Raw genomic sequence first — 21,149 nt, 5'->3', positions numbered from 1 at the left:
GTCTCCCCGGTAAAATGCGAACGTGCCCCGGGGAGCCTCATGGCCCAGTCCTCCAGTCACGAACCGACGCTGGCGCAAACGTCCCCGCCGGAGATGATCCGCGGCGAGGCCGTCACGCCGCCCCCGCCCGCGCCGCCGGTCACACAGATCGGGGACTTCGCCATCATTACCAAGCTCGGGGAGGGCGCGTTCGGGCAGGTCTACCTGGCGCGGCAGAACTCGCTCGGCCGCGAGGTCGCTCTCAAGGTGACGCGCCTGGGGACGGGCGAGAAGGACGACACGTCGTCGGGCACCATCGGCCCCGAGACCGCCAGGTCCGACGCGCGGACGAAGAACGAGGGGAAGCTCCTCGCGGGCCTGGAGCACGACCACATCGTCAAAGTGTACTCGGAGTTCCACGACCACCAGAGCGGGGCCCGGGGCCTGTGCCTCCAGTACGTCCCCGGGGCCGACCTCAACGCCATCGTCCGCAAGGTCCACGCCGGGGGCCGGCCGCCCGAGTCGGGCACCGCGATCCTCTCGGCCCTCGACGCGACCCGCCGGGGCGTCGCCGACTTCGACCCGGCCGCCCTCCGCGACCGCGAGGCGCTCGCGGGCGACTCGTTCCCGCAGGCCGTCTGCCGGATCGGGGCGCGGCTGGCCGAGGCGCTGGCGTTCGCGCACGCCCGCGGCGTCCTGCACTGCGACATCAAGCCCGGGAACATCCTGCTGACCCAGTACGGGCGGCCGATGCTCGCGGACTTCAACGTCGCGTTCGACCGGCGGCGGCTCGACCCCGCGGGGGGCGGGGTCGGCGGCACGATCGCGTACATGGCCCCGGAGCACCGGGCCGCGGTGTACGGCCAGCCGACCGGCCGCGTGGACGAGCGGTCCGACATCTACTCCCTCGGCCTCGTGCTGCACGAACTCGCGACCGGCCGGCGGCTCCCGCCCGCGCGGACCGAGGGCGCGGACGAACCGATCCCCGTTCTGGTCGGGGTGCCGCGGGAGCTGGCCGCCGTGATCCGCCGGTGCCTCGACTCGCTCCCCGCCAACCGCTACCAGACCGGCACCGACCTGGCCCGCGCCCTCGACGCCGCGTGGCACCTCCTCGCGGCCCGCCGCGCGCTCCCCCCGCCGGTCCGCATCGCCCGCTGGGTGACCGCCCACCCGATCGCCGGGCTCACGCTCGCGGCCATCCTCCCGCACGTCCCCGCGACGGCCGTGAACATCGGGTACAACGCGGTCGAGATCAAACTGAACGCGGAGCAGCAGGGCGTCTTCTTGATGCTCATTATCGGGTACAACCTGTTCGCGTACTCGGTTTGCGCCGGCACGGCCGCGTACCTCATCTGGCGGATCAAGCAGGGGCTCGTGGGCCTGGTGCTGGCCCCCGGGCCTGCGGTGGACGAACTCCGCGCCCGGGTGCTGCGGCTCGGCTGGTGGGCGGTCGGCCTCGGCGCGTTCGGGTGGTTCTCGGGCGGCATCGTGTTCCCGCTGGTCATCGACCTCGCCGCCGGCAACTTCGACTGGAAGCTGTACGCGCACTACATCGTGTCGTTCACGCTGGCCGGGCTCATCGCCGTCGTGTTCAGCTACCTCGCGATCCAGGCCGTGGTGCTCCGCGCGCTGCTCCCGAACCTGGGGAACCCGGACACGTACACCCCGGCGGGCATGTGGGCGGAGGTGCGCCCGGTGACGGTGGCGTTCGGCCCGTTCGTGCTGCTCGCATCGGCCGTGCCGCTGACCGGGGCCGTGCTGCTGATCGCACTCACCGACGGCGTCATGACGCTCGGGTTCCGGCTCCTGGTCGGGGGGCTGATCGGCGTGGGCGTCGCGGGGGTCGGCATCGCGGAGCGGCTGACCGGGAAGCTGCGGCAACTCACCGCCGTGTGGCAGCGGGACTCGGCCGGGTGAAGTCGATCGGGCGGTAGCTTCCCCGCCCCCCACCGCGGCCGTAGAATGTCAGCTATGTCTGCCACACTGCCACTCCTGAACGAACCGACCCCCGCGCCGCTGCCCGGCATCCTCGACGTGCCGGCCGAGGAGCTGCGCGCCTGGCTCGCCGAGCGGCGGCAGCCGCCCATGCGCGTCGCCCAGATCCGCCGCCAGGTCCTCGCGAACCGGGCCGAGTCGTTCGAGGCCATGTCCGACCTGCCGAAGACCTTGCGGGCCGATCTGGCCGCGGCGTTCTCGGTCTTCTCGACGCGGGTCGAGCGGCACCTGTTCGCGCAGTCCGACGACACGCACAAACTCGTGCTGCGGCTCGCCGACGACCGCATGATCGAGTGCGTCCTGATCCAGGACGGCGGCCGGGCGACCGCGTGCGTCAGCACCCAGGTCGGGTGCGGCATGGGGTGCGTGTTCTGCGCCAGCGGCCTGAACGGGGTCGTGCGGAACCTCACCGTCGGCGAGATCGTCGAGCAGCTCGTCCGGCTCCGCAACCTCACCGACCCGACCACCACGAACCCGGACCGCGCCCCGCGGCTCACGCACATCGTCGTGATGGGCATGGGCGAGCCGCTCGCGAACCTCGACCGCCTGCTGGAGGCGCTCGCGGTCGCCGGCGACAAGAACGGCCTGTGCATCGGCCAGCGGCACGTCACCATCTCGACGGTCGGGCTGCCCGCGAAGATCCGACAACTGGCCGCGGCCGGGAAGCAGTACCACCTGGCCGTTTCGCTCCACGCCCCGAACGACGCGCTCCGCACGCAGATCGTGCCGACCAACGACAAGACCGGCATCCCGGCGATCCTCGAAGCGGCCGACGACTTCTACGCCACGACCGGCCGGCAGGTGACGTACGAGTACGTCGTCCTCGGCGGGCTCAACGACGGCCCGACGCACGCGAAGGAGTTGGCCCGGCTCCTCGCCGGCCGCAAGGCGCACGTGAACCTCATCCCGTGGAACGACGTGGAGGGGCTCGTGTACCGCCGCCCGGACGAGGGCGACCTCCAGGGGTTCGTCGACACGCTCCGCCAGAGCGGGGTGAGCGTGAAGATCCGCAAGCGCAAGGGCACCGAGATCGACGCCGCGTGCGGCCAACTGCGGCGAAAAGTCGAAGCAGAGGCTAACCACAGAGACACAGAGGCACAGAGAAAGGCGGAGGAGCCGATTTGACAACAACTTATCTCCCGCCTCTCTCTGTGCCTCTGTGTCTCTGTGGTTAGCCTTGGTCTTTCTCCGGGTTCGGACTCCAACCGTGCCGATCGGTCACACCAGCGCCCAGATGGCCCTCCGCGACCCGGACATCCGGCTCATGCTCCGGGTCCGGGACGATGATTCCGCGGCCTTCGGGGAACTGGTCGAGCGGTTCCAGCACCGCCTCGTCGGGGTCATGCACCACCTCGTCGGGAACGCTGACGAGGCCGAGGACCTGGCCCAGGAGGTGTTCCTCCGGGTGTACCGGAACCGCAAGAAGTACACGCCGAAGGCCAAGCTCTCGACCTGGCTGTTCACCATCGCCAACAACCTCGCGCTCAACGCGCTGCGGGACCGCAAGCGGCGGCAGGTGGTGCCCCTGGAGGTCAGCGAGAGCGGGGCCGTCGGGTCGCGCCCGACCGACGCCCCCGCGGCCACCCGCGACGCCCCGCCGGCGCACCAGCTCCAGCAGCAGGAGCTCGCCGTGGTGATCCGCCGGGCGCTCGACGGGCTCAACGAGCGGCAGCGGGTCGCCATCGTCCTCAACAAGTTCGAGGACATGAACTACACCGACATCGCCGAGGTCATGGGACTCACGAGCAAGGGCGTGAAGTCGCTCCTGAGCCGCGCCCGGGCGAAGCTCCGCGAGGCGCTGCAGGGTTACATCTACATGGACGCCGAGCCCCCGCCGGACCCCGCGGCCGGCGGCGACGAGGCGGAATAAGCGGTCCGGTCTGTCCCCGTGGGGGTCGCGGTATGAGTAGCGAATCGACACCGCCGGACGACGGCGAGGACCACGAAATCGACCCGTTCGAGGCCGAACTGGTCGCGTACCTGGACGGCGAACTCGACGCCGAGGCCGCTCGCAAGATCGAGGCGCGGCTCGCCGCGGACCCCGACGCGCGCGGCAGGGCCGCGGCGCTCAAGGAGACGTTCGGCCTCCTCGACTACCTCCCGCGGACCGAGCCGTCGCCGACGTTCGCCACCCGCACGCTCGAGCGGCTCCCGGTCGTTCCGCCGCCCGCCACCCGCTCCGGTTCGCAACCCACGCCCGTCGCCGCCCCCTCCCCGTCGGGTGCGACGTCCGGGGTCGTCACGCCGGCCCTGTCCGGGTCCGGGTCGCAGTTCCTGGCCCCGCCGCCGAGTTCGTGGGGCCGGTGGGCGGCCGGGCTGGTCGCCGCCGTGTGCGCGTGCGGGGCCGCCGGGTACTTCGCGTCGGGCGCGCTCCACGCCCACCTCCACCCGGGGTACGCCCAGCGCGACGGTACCTCGCAGGAACTCGACGTCGCCGACCACGCGATCGTCGAGCGGCTCCCGCTCTACGCCGGGGCCGACGACCTCGACTTCGTCAACGAACTCGCGAAGGGCGAGTTCTTCGGCGACGAACCGGCGGTGCTGGTCGACCTCGCCACCAAGCCGCCCGCGGTCGAACCGGACAAGCCGTCCGGCGCGGCGTTCGCCCGGCTCGCGACCACGTTCCGGGCGCTCCCGGCCGCCCGCCAGCAGGCGATCCGCGACCTCGACCGGCAGCTCCGCGGGCTCGACGGCCCGACCCGCGACCAGCGGTACCGCGTCCTCGAAGCGTACACGATCTGGCTCGACAGGCTCCCGGAGCCCGAGCGGAAGCAGGTGCTCGCCGCGGACACGGCCCGCCGCCGGCTCGACGAGGTCCGCAAGCTCCGCAACCAGCAGTGGCTCGACGCCCTCACCGCGTCGCAGCGGGCCAAGCTCAACGGCCTCCCCGCGTCGGGCCAGGCCGACCTGATCCGCCAGTGGCGCGAGGAGGAGCAGGCGCACCGCGAGGAGTGGGCGTTCTACCGCACCTACGCCGACGACGTCATCGCGAACAAGACCCCGTGGCCGTTCGACAGCTCGTCCCGGCAGAAGGAGGTCGCCGAGTTCGTGCGGACCGCGTTCCGCCTCGACGACGAGAAGTTGCGGCGGCTCGAAGACGGCGAGCGGGTGCGGTACGCCGCGAGCCTCGCGCTGGCGACCGAGCAGGGCGGGTGGATGCCGTGGTACGCCTACGGCCGCAACGTGTACGCCGCGGCGAAGAAGTACGAGCGGTTCCTGCTGCCCGAGCCCGCGACCGGCGAGCCGGTCACGCGGTACGAGCAACTCGGGCCGCGCGTCGAGCGGTTCTTCGAGAAGGGCAGGGGCCGCAGCGCGACCCAGAACCACGTCGGCAAGTGGCCGGACTTCGCTCTCGCCGTCAACGCCTACGCCACATCGGAGAAGGGCGACAAGATCCCGCCCCCCGTGCTCGGCCCGGCCCGGCCCGCCGAGTTCAAGGAACCGCTGCGGCACTTCGTGACGCGTGAGCTGATCCCGGCGCTCCCGCCCGGCGACCGCAAGGCGCTCGAAGCGCTCGAGGGGAAGTGGCCCGAGTACCCGAACGCGGTCGTGCGGCTCGCGAGGCAGTGCGACCTCTCGGCCCCGGGGCTGATGCTCCCGGGCTCGCCGAAGCGGTGGGACGCGATGTACGGCGGGCTCGGCCCGCGCGTGAAGGGGATCAACTGACCGCCGTCGCCCGGACAGGCACGACATGAAGCAACCCGCTCCGCACCGCCCGACTCGGGCCGAACTCCTCGCGGCCCAGGACAAGACCCTCCCCGACGTGATCGCGCCGGCGCTGTCGGTGCTGTTCTGCGGGATCAACCCGGGGCTCTACACCGCCGCCATCGGACACCACTTCGGCCGCCCCGGGAACCGCTTCTGGCCGACGCTCCACGCCGCGGGGTTTACGCCGCGCCTGTTCGACCCGTCCGAGGAGCAGCAACTGATCCCGCTCGGGTACGGCATCACGAACGTCGTCGCCCGTGCCACGGCCGCGGCCGACGAACTCACGGCCGACGAGATGGTTACCGGCGGCAAGCGCCTGCGCCGCACCGTGCTGAAGTACGCCCCGCGGTTCCTCGCCATACTCGGCATCGGGGCGTACCGCGTCGCGTTCGCACAGCCCAAAGCAAAGCCCGGGTTGCAGGCCGACCCGGTCGGCCCGACCCGCGTGTGGGTGCTCCCGAACCCCAGCGGGCTGAACGCCCACTACCAGGCCGGCGACCTCGTGAAGGTGTTTGCCGAGTTGCGCGTGGCGGCCGCAGATTCGACCGCCACAGGGTGAGTCTGGTCAGTTGGACGTGATCGTGCGGTAGAACGCCTCGAAGCGGCGGCACATCGCGTCGCGGCTGTACTCGGCCTCGACCCGGCGGCGGGCCGACGACCCGAACGCCGCGGCCCGCATCGGGTTCTCCAGCATCTGGCCGAGCGCCCCGACGAGCGCCTCGCTGTCCCCCGCCGGCACGATCAGCCCGTCCTTCCCGTGGCGGAGCACCTGGGCGTTCGCGCCGACGTCCGTGGCGATGACCGCCCGCCCGGCCGACATGTACTCCAGCAGTGCGTTCGACATCCCCTCGGAGTGCGACGGCAGCACGGCGACGTCCACGGTGCGGAGGAACCCGGCCACGTCGGTGATCGAGCCGCGGAGCTTGAACCGGTCACCGAGGCCGAGTTCCGCGTGCAGGCGTTCCAACTCGGGCCGCTGCTCGCCGTCGCCGGCGACATCGAACGTGAGCCGCGGGAACCGCTCCAGCGCCGCCTTCGCGGTCCGCATCAGCCCGTCGATGTTCTTCACCGGCCGCAGGTTCGCGACGCACCCGACCCGCACCCGCGGCTTCGACGTGTCCGGGAACATGAACCGGTTGAACCGCGCCGTGTCGACGCCGTTCTCCAGCACGACGACGCGGTCGCCGCGGTGCCGCTCGCGCTCGACGAGTGCCTGCTTGCCGGCGTCGGTGTTGGTGAGCATTGCGTCAACGAACGGCCGCACGCACCGGCCGAGGACGCGGTGCTTGCCGTTCAGCCAGTACCCAAGGTTGTTCTGCACGCGGACGACGCGCCGGATGCCGCACGCCTTGGCGAGCGGCGCGCCGAAGTACGCGGCGTCGAGGAAGTACGTTTGCAGCACGTCGGGCCGGTGCTCGCGCCAGAACGACCGGAGCCGGGCCGCGGCCCGCGTCGCCGAGACGCTTAGCAACTTGCGGACGCCGAGGCGGATCACCGGGCAGTCGGCCGGTTCGAGGGCGCGCGAGAGGTCGTCCTCGCCGTCGAGGAGGACGAGCGACGGTTGAACGCGCATGCGGTCGAGTTCCCGCAGGAGGGCGAGGAGCTGCGACTCCGTTCCGGCCCGGCTCAGCCGGTCGATCATGAAGCAGACCTTGACCGGTTCGGCGACCGGTGCAGGGGGCGCAATGACGGACGGGCGACGGGGCGCGAGGAGTGCGGACATCCATGTTCCTCAAGATGGGGTCACCCGCCGACCGCGTAACCGCGCCGGGGCGCGGGTGCGGTGGCGGAGTGCGGGCCGCGATCCATCGCGGCGCCGCGGGTCGGCGACGTCAACTGCTGCAACAACTTCAGGTAGGCGGCGGCCTGCGCGGCGAACGTGAACGTGGTCCGCATCCGGTGCTTGCCGGCGGCCCCGAACCGCGCCCGCAGCTCGGGATCGCGGAGCAACTCGCCGACCTTCGCGGCGATGCGGGCCGGTTGACCCGGCGGAACGAGGAAGCCCGTTTCGCCGTCGGCGATGGCCTCCGGCGTGCCGCCGACGGCCGTTGCCACGACCGGCACCCCCGCGGCGCTCGCCTCTAGCGCGACGTTCGGGAGCCCCTCGGTGAACGACGGCAGCACGACGACGTCGGCCGCTCCGATGAGCGAGTCGAGGTCGGTGCGGAAGCCGGGTATGACGAACCGGTTGGCGAGCCCGTGGTCGCGGACACGCGCTTCGAGTTCGGGCCGCAGCACGCCCTCGCCGAACAGGACGACGCCCGCGGCCGGGTTCTCACGGCAGACGGTCGCGGCGGCCTCGACGAGCACGCCGAACCCCTTCTCGGGGCTCAACCGCCCGGCCGCCAGAACGACCTGTGACACCCCGCTGTCACTCGGCAGGAACCCGAGGAGCCGCTGGCGCGCAGCGGGGTCTTGCGACTCGAACGCGGCGAGCCGGGCGCTGTTTCGGATGACGCTCATGCGCGCCGCCGGGACGCGGCACCACCGGCGGACCTTCGCGGCCTGCCCGTCGGAGACGCACACGACGTGGTCCATGAACCGCAGGTGCCGGCGGTCGAGCCACTCGTAAACCTTCACCTTGCGCGTCTCGCCGGTCCAGCCGCGGGAAACAGCGACCGCGGGGATGCCGGCCCGCCGCGCCGCGGCGCGACCGAGGATGTGCGCCTTGTACCCGTGGCAGATGAGCGCGTCGCACTGCGTGTCGCGGAGCAAGGCGGTTGTCTCGCGAACGGCGGCGAGTGCGTGCGGGAAGTCGGCCGCGAGTGGGACCGTCGGGAAGCCGTTGCGGCGGATCTCGTCGAGGAAGCCGGCGCTGCGGCCGCCCTCGGAGAAGCTGGCGAATGTGGTGCGGACATCGGCCGGCAGGGCCTGGGCGAGGCCGAGCATCTGCCGCTCGGGGCCGCCGAAGAACGTGCTCGATGTCAGGTGGACGAGTCGCACGGGAGTCCTTTCCCGATTCGGACCGAACGTCTGGATGGGAAGTGTAGGAGGTCGGAGCCCCGGTTGTCGAGGGGAGTTTGTTCAAGTGGAACGTTCTTGCGGACGACACCGACCCATCACTGATACCCCAGAACCAGGGACACGCGCTCGACGCCACCCGAGGATTGAGCGGGTGCTGCCATCGGCACGACCCGGTGCTTCCACTCGTACCGGCTCTCGCCGCTCAGGACGAGGAGCGCGCCGACTGCCAAGGTGACGTCGGTGAGGAGGTCGCCCTTGGCGATCTGGAACAAGGCCTCGCGCTGGACGTTGAGAATCATCGTGACGACGCCGTTGGCGGGGATGTCAACGTGGAACGGGAACCCCGCGATTGTCCCGCCAACGTTCTTGTAGAAGTTCATCGTCAGCTTCCAGGCCAACTCCTGGTCGGGACGAACAAGGCCGGCGGCTTCCATCGTCCGGCGGATCGGTTCGAGCAGGCTGTCGCGGACGAAATCGGGAAGGTTCGCGTTGCCTCGGAAGTAACACAGTGCGTGGCCGTCCTCGCCGTACTTCGGAAAGAACTCGCAGCTCAGGTTGCGCTCGTTCGCCTCGGGGAGTACGACCCGCGTGTAGAACTCTTCGCTCGCCAGGTTGTGCTTGGAACTGCGGACGAACTCGGGCTGCGGGATGTGCGCCTTCTCCACCCGACCGGCAGCCGCGGCGAACGTTTCGAGCCGCTCGTGCAGCGCGAGTGAATCTCGAAGGACTGCGCCGCACCACTCCGGGGAGAAGTAGTTCGGGTACACGAGGAGGCCGGGAATGGTGTCGAATCGCTGTGGTTGCATGGGTTCAGCCTCCCAAGTTCGGCCTCACTTCGCGACGGAACACTGGGTAAGCGTCAGCGTGTCGTCGATCTTGCCGCGGCAGCGGCCGCGGAGCGTCACGCGCTGCCCGGCCTTCAGCCTCGTGAGGTGCTTCGCTTCCTCGGCCGCGAACTCGCACTTGAGCAGGTCGTTACCGTCGTCGTCTTGAAGCGAGACGGTCGCGGTACCCGCCCTGCGGATGATCGGCCCGAGGTGGCCCGTGACCACGAGCGCCCGGCCCTTGTACTTCCGGTCGGCCGCGGCTACGTCAGCGTACTCGCTGACCAGAACGTCGGCGAGGATGATCGTCGGCGGCGCGTCGCGGGCCTCCTGCTCGCGGTCGTTGAGAACGCGCCTGCAGTCCTCCAGCGTCACGGAGTTCTTGAGCTTCCCCTTGCACCGGCCGCGAATCACGACCTCGTCGCCCGGTTCCAGCACAGCGAGGTTCGGCTTCTCGGTGAGGGGGAAGACGCAGTTCACCGACGTGGCCGGCAGGCCGTTGAGGACCAGAGTGACCCGCCCTGGGGTGACGTCGTCGGCGACGCGCTTGACGCGGCCGGTGATCTCGACCTGCTTGTCGCGGTACTTGCGGTCGGCGTCGAATTCGTTCGCGTCGTACTCGCGATCGAGGTCCGCGGCGGGAACGACGATGGGCGTGTCGCCGGGAGGGATGGGGGGCGGGTCCGCTTGCTGGCGCTGGTTGTCGCGGAACGCGCCGGTCATCAGGGCGAGCCAGAAACCGCCGACGAGCAGGGCCGCCGTGCTGACCGCCGCCCCGGCGATGGGCACGCCCATCGAGACGCGACCGGCCGAGTTGCGACTTTCCAGCACCCCGAGGAGCGCGAGGCCGAGTCCGATGCCGCCGCCGACCATGCCGACGACGCCGATGCACGGGATGAAACTGATCGTGAGCCCGGCGGTGCCGGCGACCAGTCCGATGATGCCGACGACGCTCGTTTGCGCCGGCGGCTCAGGTTCCCAGCCGCGACGCGAGCGGTCGTCTCCGTACGCGTCGTGCCGGTTGCGACGCGGGCGGGGCGGCTCGCGGTCGTCGAACTCGTCGTGGGGGTTCATCGGGGGCGACTCGGTGCCGTGGTGGGACGCCCGAAAGGCGCTGAAAGGGGTCTCGGTCTCAACTCAGTTCACCCGACCCGCCCGAGCCCCGCAACACCGATTCGGTCCGCGGTGCGGTCACTTGTCGCCTTCCGGCTTGGCCTTCTCGGGCCTGGGCTTGTCGCCGTCTCGCTTCTGACCTCCGACCGCGATCAGCACCGCGGCCGAGTCGTCGGCGGTCAGCGTCACCGTCACGCGGTCGCCGACCTTGAGGTCCGCGAGCTTCGCGTCCTTGCCGTCCACGAGGACCTTGCCGCCGGCGGCGAGCTTCAGGACGCGGTCGAACTTCTCGTTGCCGACCGTCACGCCGTCGCCGTCGATGCGCTTGATCGACCCACCGAAACTGAGGCCGCTCACCACCACTTCGTTCGCGGTCCGCGGCTGGCCGTCCTTCGCGGCGACGAGCGTGAACGTCGCCGTCGCGCCCTTGGCGATGTCGCCGACCTTCGCGTCCTTGCCGTCGATGGTCACCTTCGCGTAGTCGGTCAACTTCACGACGATCTCGTTACCGGCCTCGCCCTTCGTCACGAGCGTGATGGTCTTCGCGGAGGCATCGACGGCCGACACCTTCCCCGCGAACTTCGGCGTCTTCTTCGGCTTATCGCCGTCCTTCGGGGCCGCGGGCTTGTCGTCCTCGGGCTTGTCGCCGTCCTTCGGGCCGGCCGGCTTCTGCCCGTCTTTCGGGGCGGCGGGCTTCTCGCCGTCCGGCTTCGCGGCCTGCTTCACCGCGTCGGGTGCGGCGGGCTTCTTCTCGTCGGCCTGGGTTGCGAGGAGGCCGAAGCCGCCCCCGACCAGCGTGACGCCGAGCGCGATGGGACCGAGAACGTTGAGTTTCAGAGTGCTCATGGAACGAATCACCTCGTGAGAAAGTGTCTGGATCGCGGGGGGAATCGCACCCCCCCGCACGGCAAGTTGGATCGTGGTCGATGTCAGCGTCGGCGGGACGGCGGCGCTCAACTCCTCGGCCGCGAGGACCGCGAACCCGCCCGCCGCCGGCACCACCACCCCGCGGCGCGAGAGCCGGTCGCGGAGCATGTCGCGGGCGCGAGCGAGACGGCTCGACACAGTGCCTTCCGGGACCCCGAGCCGTGTGGCGGCCTCGGCCTTGTTGAGTCCCTGGACCCCGCACAGTACGAGCGGCACGCGGTACTTCTCGGGGAGGGCGTTCACCTGCTCGTCCAGAACGGCCGGCAGGTCCGTTGCCTCGCCGGTCTGTGTGGCGGTCGTCGGTGACTGTGACGCGTACTCGCCTTCGACCTGCTGCCGTCGGGCCGCACGACCGCGGGCCTTGAGAGCGGTGCGGTAGGCGACCCCGTACAGCCACGGCGCGAGCCGGTCCGGCGGGCGAACGGCGTCGGCCTTGCGGGCGAGGACGAGGAACGTGACCTGGAATGCGTCGTCGGCCGCGTGCGCGTCGCGGAGCACCCGCCGGCACACGCCCAGCACCATCGGCCCGTGCCGCCGAACGAGCGAGCCGAAGGCGTCCTCGTCCCGCAGGGTCCGGTACCGCGCGAGCAACTCCCCGTCGGCCCCGCCGACCGCGTCGCGAACCTGCTCGAAGACGGCCCCGAGGGAGCCCGCCAGTCCCGTTGCTGCCATCGCATCCTCCCACCGGCACCGAGTAATGCCCCGCGAGCCGGAACCGGGTCCGCAATTTCGCGAGTTTTCTCGGATCGAGTGTACCGCAACCCGCGAACAGACGGCGCTCACTCTGTGCGGAGACACGATTCGGGCCGGTCGTGGGCGTCATGACAGCTTGACAGCGAAGCAACTCCTCCCTCCACCCCCTGATGTTTGCGTTCAGGACAGCACTTGAATCCGGGGCGCTGGTCAATCCTGCTCCAGTTGTGGCTGGGATGCGCCGTATCTTGTGACCTGTTGAACCTGGTTTGGAGGTAGAATGGCGAAGCAGAAACGAATCACCGGGAGTATGGACCTCGCGGAAGCCATCGCCGTCAGCAAGACCTACCCACTGGAGGTCTTGCTCGCGAATTACCATTACGCATGCGAAGACGAGGACTCGGAGGAAGCTCGAAACCGTGCCCTCCTCATCAGCCGCGGGGCGTTATACGCGCTGGCAGAGTGCCCCGACCCGCAAACGATGCGGCGGATGGCCGCGTTGCTCCGGCGCGACGACGACTACGATTCGACGTGGTGCGCACCGATCAAACAAAGGCTGGAAAACAAGACAATCTCCCGAACGGAGAGGGCGGTGGTGTTGGAGGTTCTGACGCCGCTCGTTTTGCGGAAGTCCACCGATCACGATCCGGACACCCTCAACGCGATGTCCGCCCTCGCCGAGATCTATCCCCATCCACTTCCCACCGAGATCGTGACGAGGTGCCGGGCGAAGCTGGCGAGCCGAAACTTCGCAATGGCGAGTACGGCGCTCTCGGTGATTCTCAACCTCCCCACGACCGACCGCGATCCCTTCATCCCGGCCCTAATCAAGCTGATGGAAGGGAAGTTCTCGGGCAACTCCGAGGCGAGTTGGATCATGTCCCGCTTGACCGATCACCTCGAAACACACGGGAAGATAATCACAGCCGCCGTCCGCAATGCGCTGGCAAGTCACGACAAGTTTGCGAAGCTGGCGCGCGACTTTTTCGCCGCCCTCCCTGTGATTGGGGAGAGGGGGAAGGTGTTCATACAGGACGTCCTCGCGTACATCGGCCGAGAGAGCGTCATCACCCATTACAAACCGCGGTTGATCCACATCGACCCCAACGGCGGCACCGCGATCCCGGCGCTGATCGGGCTTGTTCACAGCGACTCACTATATGTTCGCATTTCGGCAATTGACGAATTGGGTGCTTACGGACCGCTCGCCGGAGCCGCTCAGTCGAAGCTGACCGCGGTTGCGGAAGCTGGTAAGGGTAACGCGCTCGCATTCGATTCGACCGCTGCCTACCGGGCGCTCGCCGCGATCCGACAATCGATTCCGCGAGAGACGGATGGGATGTCAGCGGTTTCCCCCCACGTCTCAAAAACAGGCGGCCGGAGGTAAGGTCGGTCCTTCTTGTGAGAGGGCCTCACTGTCCGCCGCTGACCATGCGCCCTGCCCTCGTTACGGCGGGTTCTCGACGCGGCCGGCGGTTCGGGTACAATCTCGGGCATGAAGTACGTCATCGTCATTCCGGACGGGTGCGCCGACGAGCCCGTTGCCGAGCTGGGCGGGCTCACCCCGCTCCAGGCCGCCCGCCTCCCGAACATGGATCGCGTCGCCAGGGCCGGCGTCGTCGGGCTTTCCAACAACGTCCCGCCGTCGCTCACCCCGGCGTCCGACGTCGCCACGCTGTCGCTGTTCGGGTACGACCCGCTCAAGGTCTACACCGGCCGCGCGCCGCTCGAAACCGCCGCGATGGGCATCCACCTCGGCCCGAACGACTGGGCCATCCGGTGCAACCTCGTCCACGTCCCCGACGGCCACATGCGGGACTTCACCGCGGGGCACATCTCCAGCGAGGACGGCGGCCCGCTGATCCGCGCGATGCAGGCGGAACTCGGCGGCAAGGAGGTCGCGGGCGGCGTGCTGGAGTTCCACCCCGGCGTGCAGTACCGCAACATCCTCGTGTGGCGCGGCAAGTCGGCCGCGTCGCCGTTCGTCGGGATGAAGACACAGGCCCCGCACGACATCCCCGACCGGGCCGTCGCCGACTACCTGCCGAGCGGGCCGGGCGGCGACGTGCTCAACCCGATCATGGAAGCGAGTAAGGCGGTCCTCGCGAAGCACCCCGTGAACCAGCGCCGCGTCGCCGAGGGGAAGAAGCCGGCGACGCAGGTGTGGTTGTGGGGGCAGGGGAAGGCCCCGCAGGTCGAGCCGTTCCGCGAGACCTACGGCAAGGCCGGCGCGATCATCTCGGCGGTCGACCTCGTCCGCGGGGTCGGCGTGCTCATCGGGTGGCGCCGCATCGACGTCCCCGGCGCGACCGGGTACCTGGACACGAACTACGCTAATAAAGGGAAGTACGCGGTCGAGGCGCTCTCTGCGTTCGACCTCGTGTGCGTCCACGTCGAAGCGCCGGACGAGGCGTCGCACGAGGGGAAGGCGCACGAGAAGGTGCGGTCGCTGGAGCAGATCGACGAGCACATCGTCGGCCCGCTGCTCGACGCCCTCCCGCGGCACGGCGACTACCGCATTCTCGTCGAACCGGACCACCGCACCACGATCAAGACCCGCGCCCACGCCTACGGGGCGGTCGCGTTCGCGGCGGCTGGTGCGGGGATCCTCCCGGACGCGGCGGCGACCTACGACGAGGTTGCGGCCGCCTCGACCGGCCTGAGCTTCGACCCCGGCTGGCACCTCATGAAGTGGTTCCTGACCCGCTAGATCGTCTTGTTGCGCCGCACCCCCCGCGGACACACGGAGACCACGCATGAATCGGCTGCTGTTCACACTCGCGGCACTCGCGGCACTCGCGGCCCCGGCCCCCGCCCAGGACGACGCGAAGAAGGTCAAGCTCCGCTGGTTCGGCCAGTCGATGTTCCAACTCGAGACCGCCGGCGGCAAGCTGGTCGTGTTCGACCCCCAGATGATCCCCACGTTCAGCCCGCCGCGGCTCAACGCCGACGTCACGCTCATCAGCCACCCGCACAGCGACCACAACCAGCTCGAGGCGCTCAAGGAAAAGGGCCGGGTGTTCGAGGGCGTGAGGGCGGGGAAGGGGACCCGGACCGAGTGGGTCACTGCGGACGAGAAGGTCGGCGCGGTCCGCGTCCGCACCGTCGGCACGTTCCACGACGCGACGAACGGGATGCAGCGCGGCAAGAACAGCGTGTGGGTCGTCGAGACCGACGGCCTCACGTTCGCCCACCTCGGCGACCTCGGCCACGAACTCACCGAGGCGCAGGTCAAGGCGATCGGGAAGGTGGACGTGCTCATGGTCCCGGTCGGCGGCATCTACACGCTCAACGGGGAGCAGGCGAAGAAGATCGTCGAGCAGATCAAGCCCCGGCTGTTCGTTCTCCCCATGCACTACGGCGTCCCCGGCTACGACGACCTCCTCCCCGCGACCGAGTTCCTCGAAGAGCAGAAGAACCTCAAAAAGCTCCCCGACACGAACGAGCTGGAGATCCCGGTCGAGATGAAGGCGGACGAGCCCGCGGTCGTGCTCCTCGGCTGGAAGGGGCCGACCAGGCCCGAGCCGATCCCCGACCCGAAGAAGCAGCCCGAGAAGAAGCCTTAAATCTGCACACGGCTCGTACGCACAAGTAGTTATCCCGGTAACGGCTGGCAGATCTTACGGCCGCGGCACACTTTTCTGTGGCGGCCGCAATGGAAGTGAATTCAGCGAGTAAGTGGAGTGGCCCGCGGCCGGTTTGCGATCTAGGCTTGCAACGCAACGCTTCCGTCCGGGTCGGATGCCGGAGATACTTCAGAATGATCGGCCGCGTCTTCCTCGGTCGGTACGAAACCCGACGCCTCATCGGGGAAGGCGGGATGGGCCGCGTGTACCTCGCGCGCCAGCTCGACGCCGGCCGCGACGTCGTCGTCAAGGTGATGCACGACCACATCGCGACGGACGCCAAGTTCCGCGACCGGTTCCAGCGCGAGACCGTCCTCATGGGGCGGTTCCAGCACCCCGGGGCCGTGTCCCTCATCGCCGCCAGCCTCGACGACCCGCTCGGCCCGTGCATCGTGATGGAGTACATCAAGGGGGTCAACCTCGAGGCCATGCTCGCGAAGAACGGGAAGATGTCGGCCCCCCGCGTGGGCCGGGTCATCCGCGAGCTGTGCGAGGTGCTCCAGGCGGCCCACGACGAGGGGATCATCCACCGCGATCTGAAGCCCGCGAACCTGATGGTCATCGACCCGGACTCGCCCCGGGAGCGGATCAAGGTCATGGACTTCGGCCTCGCCAAGCTCGTCGAGAGCGACACCGGCCGGAAGGTCACCGACACGAACGTGGACTTCGCCGTCGGCACCCCGGGGTACATCTGCCCCGAGCAGGTCCGCGGCGAGGAAATGGACCACCGCGGCGACCTGTACTCGGTCGGCGTGATGATGTACGAGCTGCTCAGCGGCCGGCTCCCGTTCACCGGCGCGACGAGCATGGACATCCTGCTCGCCCACGCCACCGAGTTCCCGCCGACGTTCGCCGAACTGGGCATGTCCGGGTGGGTGCCCGAGGAGGTCGAGCAGCTCGTGTTCGACTGCCTGGCCAAGCACCCCGACGACCGCCCGCAGCAGGCCCGCGAGCTGGCCGAGCGGTACGACACGGCCCTCGAGCGGGCGATGGCGGCCCGCAACGCCAAGGTCGCCAACCCGGCCCCGTCGCTCCTGGGCCGCTCCCCCGGACACGCCCAGGGGCTCACCCCGCCGCTCAACCCCGTCCCCGCGGACCACGAGCCGCCCCCGCCCCACGCCACGCAAACGGCCGTCCAGTCCGGGGTCCCGCAGCGGGAGCAGTCCGCGCTCCCGTTCAACATGGAAGCGTGGATGCCCGAGCGGATCGCGATCATGAAGCTGCGGGGGTTCGTCCACGACGCCGGCGGCGAGGTGGTCGAGAGCCTCCCGGGGCTCATCAAGGTGCGGATCGGCGGGCGGAAGACCCCGGTCGGCGGCCCGCTCTCGTGGCTCGGGATCGGCCGCCGCGCGTCCGGCCCCGTGGACTGCGAGATCCACCTGTACCACGCCTACCCGGACCAGGAGAACCGGCTCACGGTCCACGTCCTGTTCCGGCCGTCGCACCCCCGGCTGCTGCTCGACAAGACCTGGCGGCAGCGGTGCACCGAGGTGTTCGTCGAACTCCGGGCGTACCTCATGGGCCGCGCGGCCGAGTGACGCCGCGTCACCAGCCCGCGTCCTCCTCGTCGTCGTACGCCCCGAACCAGTCCCCCTCGATCTCGTTGAGTTCGGCCCCGAAGAACCCGACCCGGACCCCGTTGCGGGTGAGGGTCGCGGTCGCGGTGCCGTTGACCGCCGTCATCGTGAGCAGCCCCATGATCGGCGGGACCGCGGCCAGGCCCATCACCACGGCCCAGAACGGGTCCCGCACGGTCCAGTAGATGAGGAACGAGAACGCTGCCCCGGCGAGGTCCAGGACGAACGTGAGGAACAGGGGCACCTCGACGTCCACCCACTCCCCGTTCAGGATGCCCAGAACGAGGAGCCCGAGCCACATCGTGAGCTGGGACAGGACGCACGCGATCACCCACCGCTGGTAGCGGGCGACGCGCCTGAGAACGTCTGCCGGGAGCCGGGGGGCGGCGTCGTCGGACTCGGGCATGGGGACCGTCGGGCGTGGGGGCGGCGCGCAGGGGCACCGGGTCGCTTCCCAATGTACCCGAAAGCCGCACCCGCGGCCGGCCATTCCGGCCGCGCCCGCCGTCACCGCTTCGGGATTTGCACGCCGCGCTTGCGGAGCGCGTCCTCCAGCTTCCCGCGGTCGGTCTTCAACGGGTCGATCAGCGCCGTCACCTTGCCGTCCCTGAAGCTCGCCGTGGCCTGGGCCACGCCCTCCAGGCGCGCGACGCTCTCGTACGCGCCGAGTTCGCACGCCCGACAGTCGAGCCCGGCGACGGCGATCACCACCCGCTCGAACGTGTCGCGGGGGCCGGCCAGCCGCGGGCCGACCGCGAACGTGCCCCGCGACTCGGCCCGCACCTTCTGGTCGAGCCGCTCGACGAGCTGCTCGGGCTTCGCCCCCGGGAACACCTTCGAAGGGACGAACTCGACCGTGACCTCCGCGGCGTCGAAGCTCACCGAGACGAGCTTGACGTCGGCGATCTCCTGGAACGTCTCGCGGAGGTCCTTCTCGCGGTCCACGATGAACAGCCCGTACACGCGGTAGGTGAACTGCTCGTCCTTTGGCTCGGCCTTCTTGCCGTTGTCCTGCGCGGCGGCCGCTGTGATGAAAAGCAGGGCGGCGCAAGCGACGGTCGCGAACCGGTGTGAGGGCATCATCGGATTGGCTCGGTGAGTTCGGGTGTGCGGTCAGCGCGTGCGGAACAACCGGCTCTGCACCAGTTCGTGGATCAGGGTGCGGGTGCCGCCGCCGTTCTTGTTCGCGGCGGCCACGACCGCGGCGACGTCGTCGCGGTCCCCGAACGCCGCGCCGCGGGCCGTCGCGTACACGGCGAACTGCCGGGCGAGGTTGGTCAGCAGCGCGTCGCGGTCGGCGGCGAGGAGGGTCTGGAACTCTTCGAGGCCGGAGAACGCGCGGCCGTCGGGCAGCGCGCCGCTCGAATCGACCCTCGGCCCGAGTTTGAACCCGATCCCGATGAACGGGTCGATGGTCCCCCGCGGGGCCGCGTCGCCGGTGCCGAGCGACCGGTACCGCGACCGGTGCCCGCCGATCACGTCGAACTCCTCCAGCGCGAACCCCGGCGGGTCGATCTTCGCGTGGCACGCCGCGCACGCCGCGTTGTTCCGGTGCTTGTCGAGCAGCTCGCGGATCGTCGTCGCCCCGCGGACGTCCGGCTCGACGGCCGGGATGTTTGGCGGCGGTGGGGCCGGCGGCTTGCCGAGGAAGCGGCCGAGCACGAACGCCCCGCGGGGCACCGGCGACGTGGTGGTGCCGTTGGCCGTCACCTTCAGCACGGCGGCCTGCGTGAGGAACCCGCCCCGGTGCGAGCCCGGCGGCAGGGCGACGCGCCGCACCTGGGCGCCGCTCACGGCGGGGAGCCCGTAGTGCGCCGCGAGCCGCCCGTTGAGCATCGCGAAGTCCGACTTCACGAGGTGGTCGGCGGTGAGGTTCTTGTCGATCATCTCGCGGAAGTACGCCCGCGACTCGGCGAGCATCGAGTCTTCCAGGTACTTGTTGAACTCGGGGTACAGCTTGCGGTCCGGGTCGTTGGCGGCGATCTGCCGGAGCTTGAGCCACTGGCCCAGGAAGTCCTCGACGAACCGGTTCGCCTTGGGGTCGGCCAGAAGCCTTTCGATCTCGGCCCGCAGCACGTCCGGCTTGCGGAGCGTGCCCGCGGCGGCGAGCTTCAGCAGCGCGTCGTCGGGGGTCGAGTTCCACAGGAAGTACGACAGGCGGTCGGCTAGGCCGTGGTCGTCGAGTTCGCCCGCGGGCTCGACGTGGTACAGGAAGTCCGGCGAGCAGAGGGCCGCCCGGTACGCCCACCGCATCGCCAGCTCGAAGCAGTCGCCGGCCTTGAGCCGGTCGGCTACGCGATCGACGTACTGCTTGCGGACGTCGGCGCCCACGGGCCGGCGGAACGCACGGGGCAGGAAGTCGGCGAGGAGCTTGTCGGCGTCTTCGAGCGGCTTCTCGGAGTGGACGGTCCAGATGCCGGGGACCGGGTCCGGCTTGTTGCGCCCCATGTACAGTTGCTGCCGGTCGGGCGTGCGCAGCGGCGGCCGAACGCCCGGGTTCGTCCTCGGGTCGAACTCCTTGATCGGCAGGTCGCCGAACAGGCGGCGGTGCCCGAGCGGCGGCCACGCGTCGTGGATCGGCCCTTCAACGTCGAGGAAGTCGCAGGCGATGCCGGGGCCGGTGAACTCCATCGCCCGCTTCTTCTTGAAGTAGTTCGCGGCCGGCGCCAGCGACGCGGCGTTGTACCCGATCGTCTCACGCGGGTTCAGCCACGTCACGACCTCGTGCCTCTGCTCGGCCATCGACGGCGCGTCGAGGTACGTCAGCACGGTACTGGGGTGCCCGCCGCCGCGGCCGTCGCCGGTCATCTGCACGACCGACAGGCGGGCCGCCTCCGTGCCGCGGGCCGGCAGCACCGTGCCCTTGTCCCACTGGAAGCTCCACAGCGACGTGGTCAGCTTGTACCGGCCGGGGTAGATGGCGACGAACTCGTTGAAGTACGGGTGGAACGACTCGTCCTCGTGGCGGAACAGGCCGACGCTGGCCCCGTTGCGGAACGAGCCCATGCGCTCGTGCGCGCCCTGGTCGATGTGCCCCTGCTCGCCGGCCGGTGGGAAGTCCGGGTCGGGCTTCTTGTCCTTGAGCAGCACGCCGTCGCCGTTCATGAGCACGTGGGCGACGAACCCGGACGGGTTCGCCAGCGAGATCCGCTGCTTGGTCGGCTTCGGCGCGGTCGGCCGCGTGGCAACGGTCGTGTCGAGGGCGCGGTCGGCCGCCTCGAAGTACTTGGCGAGGTTGACGTGCGACAGGTCGAGTGCGTCGCCGTTCTTGTCGAACCCGTGGACCTGGCCATCGGCCGGCAGGTCGATCTGGAGCGGGAGCCCGGGGAGGTCGAACAGGTCTCGGATCGTGTTCTCGTACTCGACGCGGGTGAGCCGGCGGAGTTGCGGGCGGCCGTCGCGGTTGGTCACCGACTTCTCGGCGGCGATGAGGTCGTCGCGGACCGCCTTGACCGCGGCAGCGAGGTCGGCGGCGGCTGGCCGCGGCTTCTTCCTGGGCGGCATCTCCCCGCTCGCAACCCGGTCGTGGACCGTGACCCACTTCGCGACGTTCTCGGCGTCGGTCGGGGTGAACTTGAGCGACGTGAGGTCGAGCCCGCCCTGCTTGGTGTCGGTGTCGTGGCACGACATGCAGTGCGCCTCGAAGAACTTCGCCGGCGGCGCGGCGAGCCCCGCTGCGGGGAGCGCGACGGCCGCACAAGCGGCGAGGAGGACCGTGCGGGCGGCATCTGCGTAGCGCATGT

The 21,149-nt window shown here is 70.0% G+C and carries 17 protein-coding genes; 9 read left to right on the top strand and 8 right to left on the bottom strand.

Features of this window, described 5'->3' with window-relative positions; translation table 11 throughout:
* The first annotated feature begins 39 nt into the window (after positions 1-39).
* The 5 genes from ACTIGN_RS00720 to mug all read left to right on the top strand — a co-directional run bounded on the left by ACTIGN_RS00720 (position 40) and on the right by mug (position 6,241).
* Entirely contained in the window at positions 40-1,896 is a 1,857-nt protein-coding gene (locus ACTIGN_RS00720) for a protein kinase domain-containing protein (RefSeq protein ID WP_439620448.1), read from the top strand.
* 54 nt (positions 1,897-1,950) lie between these two features.
* Positions 1,951-3,099, top strand: coding sequence for a 23S rRNA (adenine(2503)-C(2))-methyltransferase RlmN (gene rlmN, locus ACTIGN_RS00715; protein WP_439620446.1), 1,149 nt, complete (start codon positions 1,951-1,953; stop codon positions 3,097-3,099).
* A gap of 82 nt (positions 3,100-3,181) precedes the next feature.
* Positions 3,182-3,844 carry an RNA polymerase sigma factor gene (locus ACTIGN_RS00710; RefSeq protein WP_439620444.1) on the top strand — a complete coding sequence of 221 codons (663 nt, stop codon included), beginning with the start codon at positions 3,182-3,184 and terminating at the stop codon, positions 3,842-3,844.
* A gap of 32 nt (positions 3,845-3,876) precedes the next feature.
* Positions 3,877-5,640 (top strand): anti-sigma factor family protein, encoded by a 1,764-nt coding sequence (locus tag ACTIGN_RS00705; protein ID WP_439620442.1) that lies wholly within the window; start codon positions 3,877-3,879, stop codon positions 5,638-5,640.
* Positions 5,641-5,665: 25 nt separating this feature from the next.
* Positions 5,666-6,241 carry a G/U mismatch-specific DNA glycosylase gene (gene mug / locus ACTIGN_RS00700; protein ID WP_439620441.1) on the top strand — a complete coding sequence of 192 codons (576 nt, stop codon included), beginning with the start codon at positions 5,666-5,668 and terminating at the stop codon, positions 6,239-6,241.
* Between the two features lie 6 nt (positions 6,242-6,247).
* Here the strand turns inward: mug and ACTIGN_RS00695 are convergent, their stop codons facing one another.
* From ACTIGN_RS00695 to ACTIGN_RS00675, 5 genes are all read right to left on the bottom strand, one after another.
* Entirely contained in the window at positions 6,248-7,405 is a 1,158-nt protein-coding gene (locus ACTIGN_RS00695; protein WP_439620439.1) for a glycosyltransferase, read from the bottom strand.
* A 20-nt stretch (positions 7,406-7,425) separates the two neighbouring features.
* Entirely contained in the window at positions 7,426-8,625 is a 1,200-nt protein-coding gene (locus ACTIGN_RS00690) for a glycosyltransferase (RefSeq protein WP_439620437.1), read from the bottom strand.
* 116 nt (positions 8,626-8,741) lie between these two features.
* Positions 8,742-9,452: a hypothetical protein gene (locus ACTIGN_RS00685; RefSeq protein WP_439620435.1), complete on the bottom strand. Its 711-nt coding sequence runs from the start codon at positions 9,450-9,452 to the stop codon at positions 8,742-8,744.
* A gap of 24 nt (positions 9,453-9,476) precedes the next feature.
* The gene (locus ACTIGN_RS00680; protein ID WP_439620434.1) at positions 9,477-10,544 is read right to left on the bottom strand and encodes an OB-fold protein; all 1,068 of its coding nucleotides are present in this window, start codon (positions 10,542-10,544) and stop codon (positions 9,477-9,479) included.
* A gap of 117 nt (positions 10,545-10,661) precedes the next feature.
* Positions 10,662-12,182, bottom strand: coding sequence for a sigma-70 family RNA polymerase sigma factor (locus ACTIGN_RS00675; RefSeq protein ID WP_439620433.1), 1,521 nt, complete (start codon positions 12,180-12,182; stop codon positions 10,662-10,664).
* Between the two features lie 301 nt (positions 12,183-12,483).
* On the opposite strand from ACTIGN_RS00675, the gene ACTIGN_RS00670 reads away from it, so the two are divergent.
* From ACTIGN_RS00670 to ACTIGN_RS00655, 4 genes are all read left to right on the top strand, one after another.
* Positions 12,484-13,590 carry a hypothetical protein gene (locus ACTIGN_RS00670; protein WP_439620431.1) on the top strand — a complete coding sequence of 369 codons (1,107 nt, stop codon included), beginning with the start codon at positions 12,484-12,486 and terminating at the stop codon, positions 13,588-13,590.
* A 108-nt stretch (positions 13,591-13,698) separates the two neighbouring features.
* Positions 13,699-14,913, top strand: a complete 1,215-nt coding sequence (locus ACTIGN_RS00665; RefSeq protein ID WP_439620430.1) for a cofactor-independent phosphoglycerate mutase — start codon at positions 13,699-13,701, stop codon at positions 14,911-14,913.
* 46 nt (positions 14,914-14,959) lie between these two features.
* Complete coding sequence (locus tag ACTIGN_RS00660; RefSeq protein WP_439620429.1) at positions 14,960-15,769, top strand: MBL fold metallo-hydrolase; 810 nt, start codon at positions 14,960-14,962, stop codon at positions 15,767-15,769.
* Positions 15,770-15,963: 194 nt separating this feature from the next.
* Positions 15,964-17,367 (top strand): serine/threonine protein kinase, encoded by a 1,404-nt coding sequence (locus ACTIGN_RS00655; protein ID WP_439620428.1) that lies wholly within the window; start codon positions 15,964-15,966, stop codon positions 17,365-17,367.
* Positions 17,368-17,374: 7 nt separating this feature from the next.
* On the opposite strand, the gene ACTIGN_RS00650 is transcribed toward ACTIGN_RS00655, so the two are convergent.
* The 3 genes from ACTIGN_RS00650 to ACTIGN_RS00640 form a co-directional block, all read right to left on the bottom strand.
* Positions 17,375-17,812 carry a hypothetical protein gene (locus ACTIGN_RS00650; RefSeq protein ID WP_439620427.1) on the bottom strand — a complete coding sequence of 146 codons (438 nt, stop codon included), beginning with the start codon at positions 17,810-17,812 and terminating at the stop codon, positions 17,375-17,377.
* Positions 17,813-17,913: 101 nt separating this feature from the next.
* Complete coding sequence (locus tag ACTIGN_RS00645; RefSeq protein WP_439620426.1) at positions 17,914-18,489, bottom strand: heavy-metal-associated domain-containing protein; 576 nt, start codon at positions 18,487-18,489, stop codon at positions 17,914-17,916.
* 30 nt (positions 18,490-18,519) lie between these two features.
* A complete protein-coding gene (locus ACTIGN_RS00640) occupies positions 18,520-21,147 on the bottom strand; it encodes a DUF1592 domain-containing protein (RefSeq protein ID WP_439620424.1) in 2,628 nt (875 codons plus the stop codon).
* Positions 21,148-21,149 lie beyond the last annotated feature (2 nt).

Source organism: Gemmata sp. (genome assembly GCF_051859125.1).
Lineage (GTDB): Bacteria > Planctomycetota > Planctomycetia > Gemmatales > Gemmataceae > Gemmata.
Note: the sequence above shows the minus strand (reverse complement) of the source record. Positions and strands in the feature narration are given on the sequence as shown.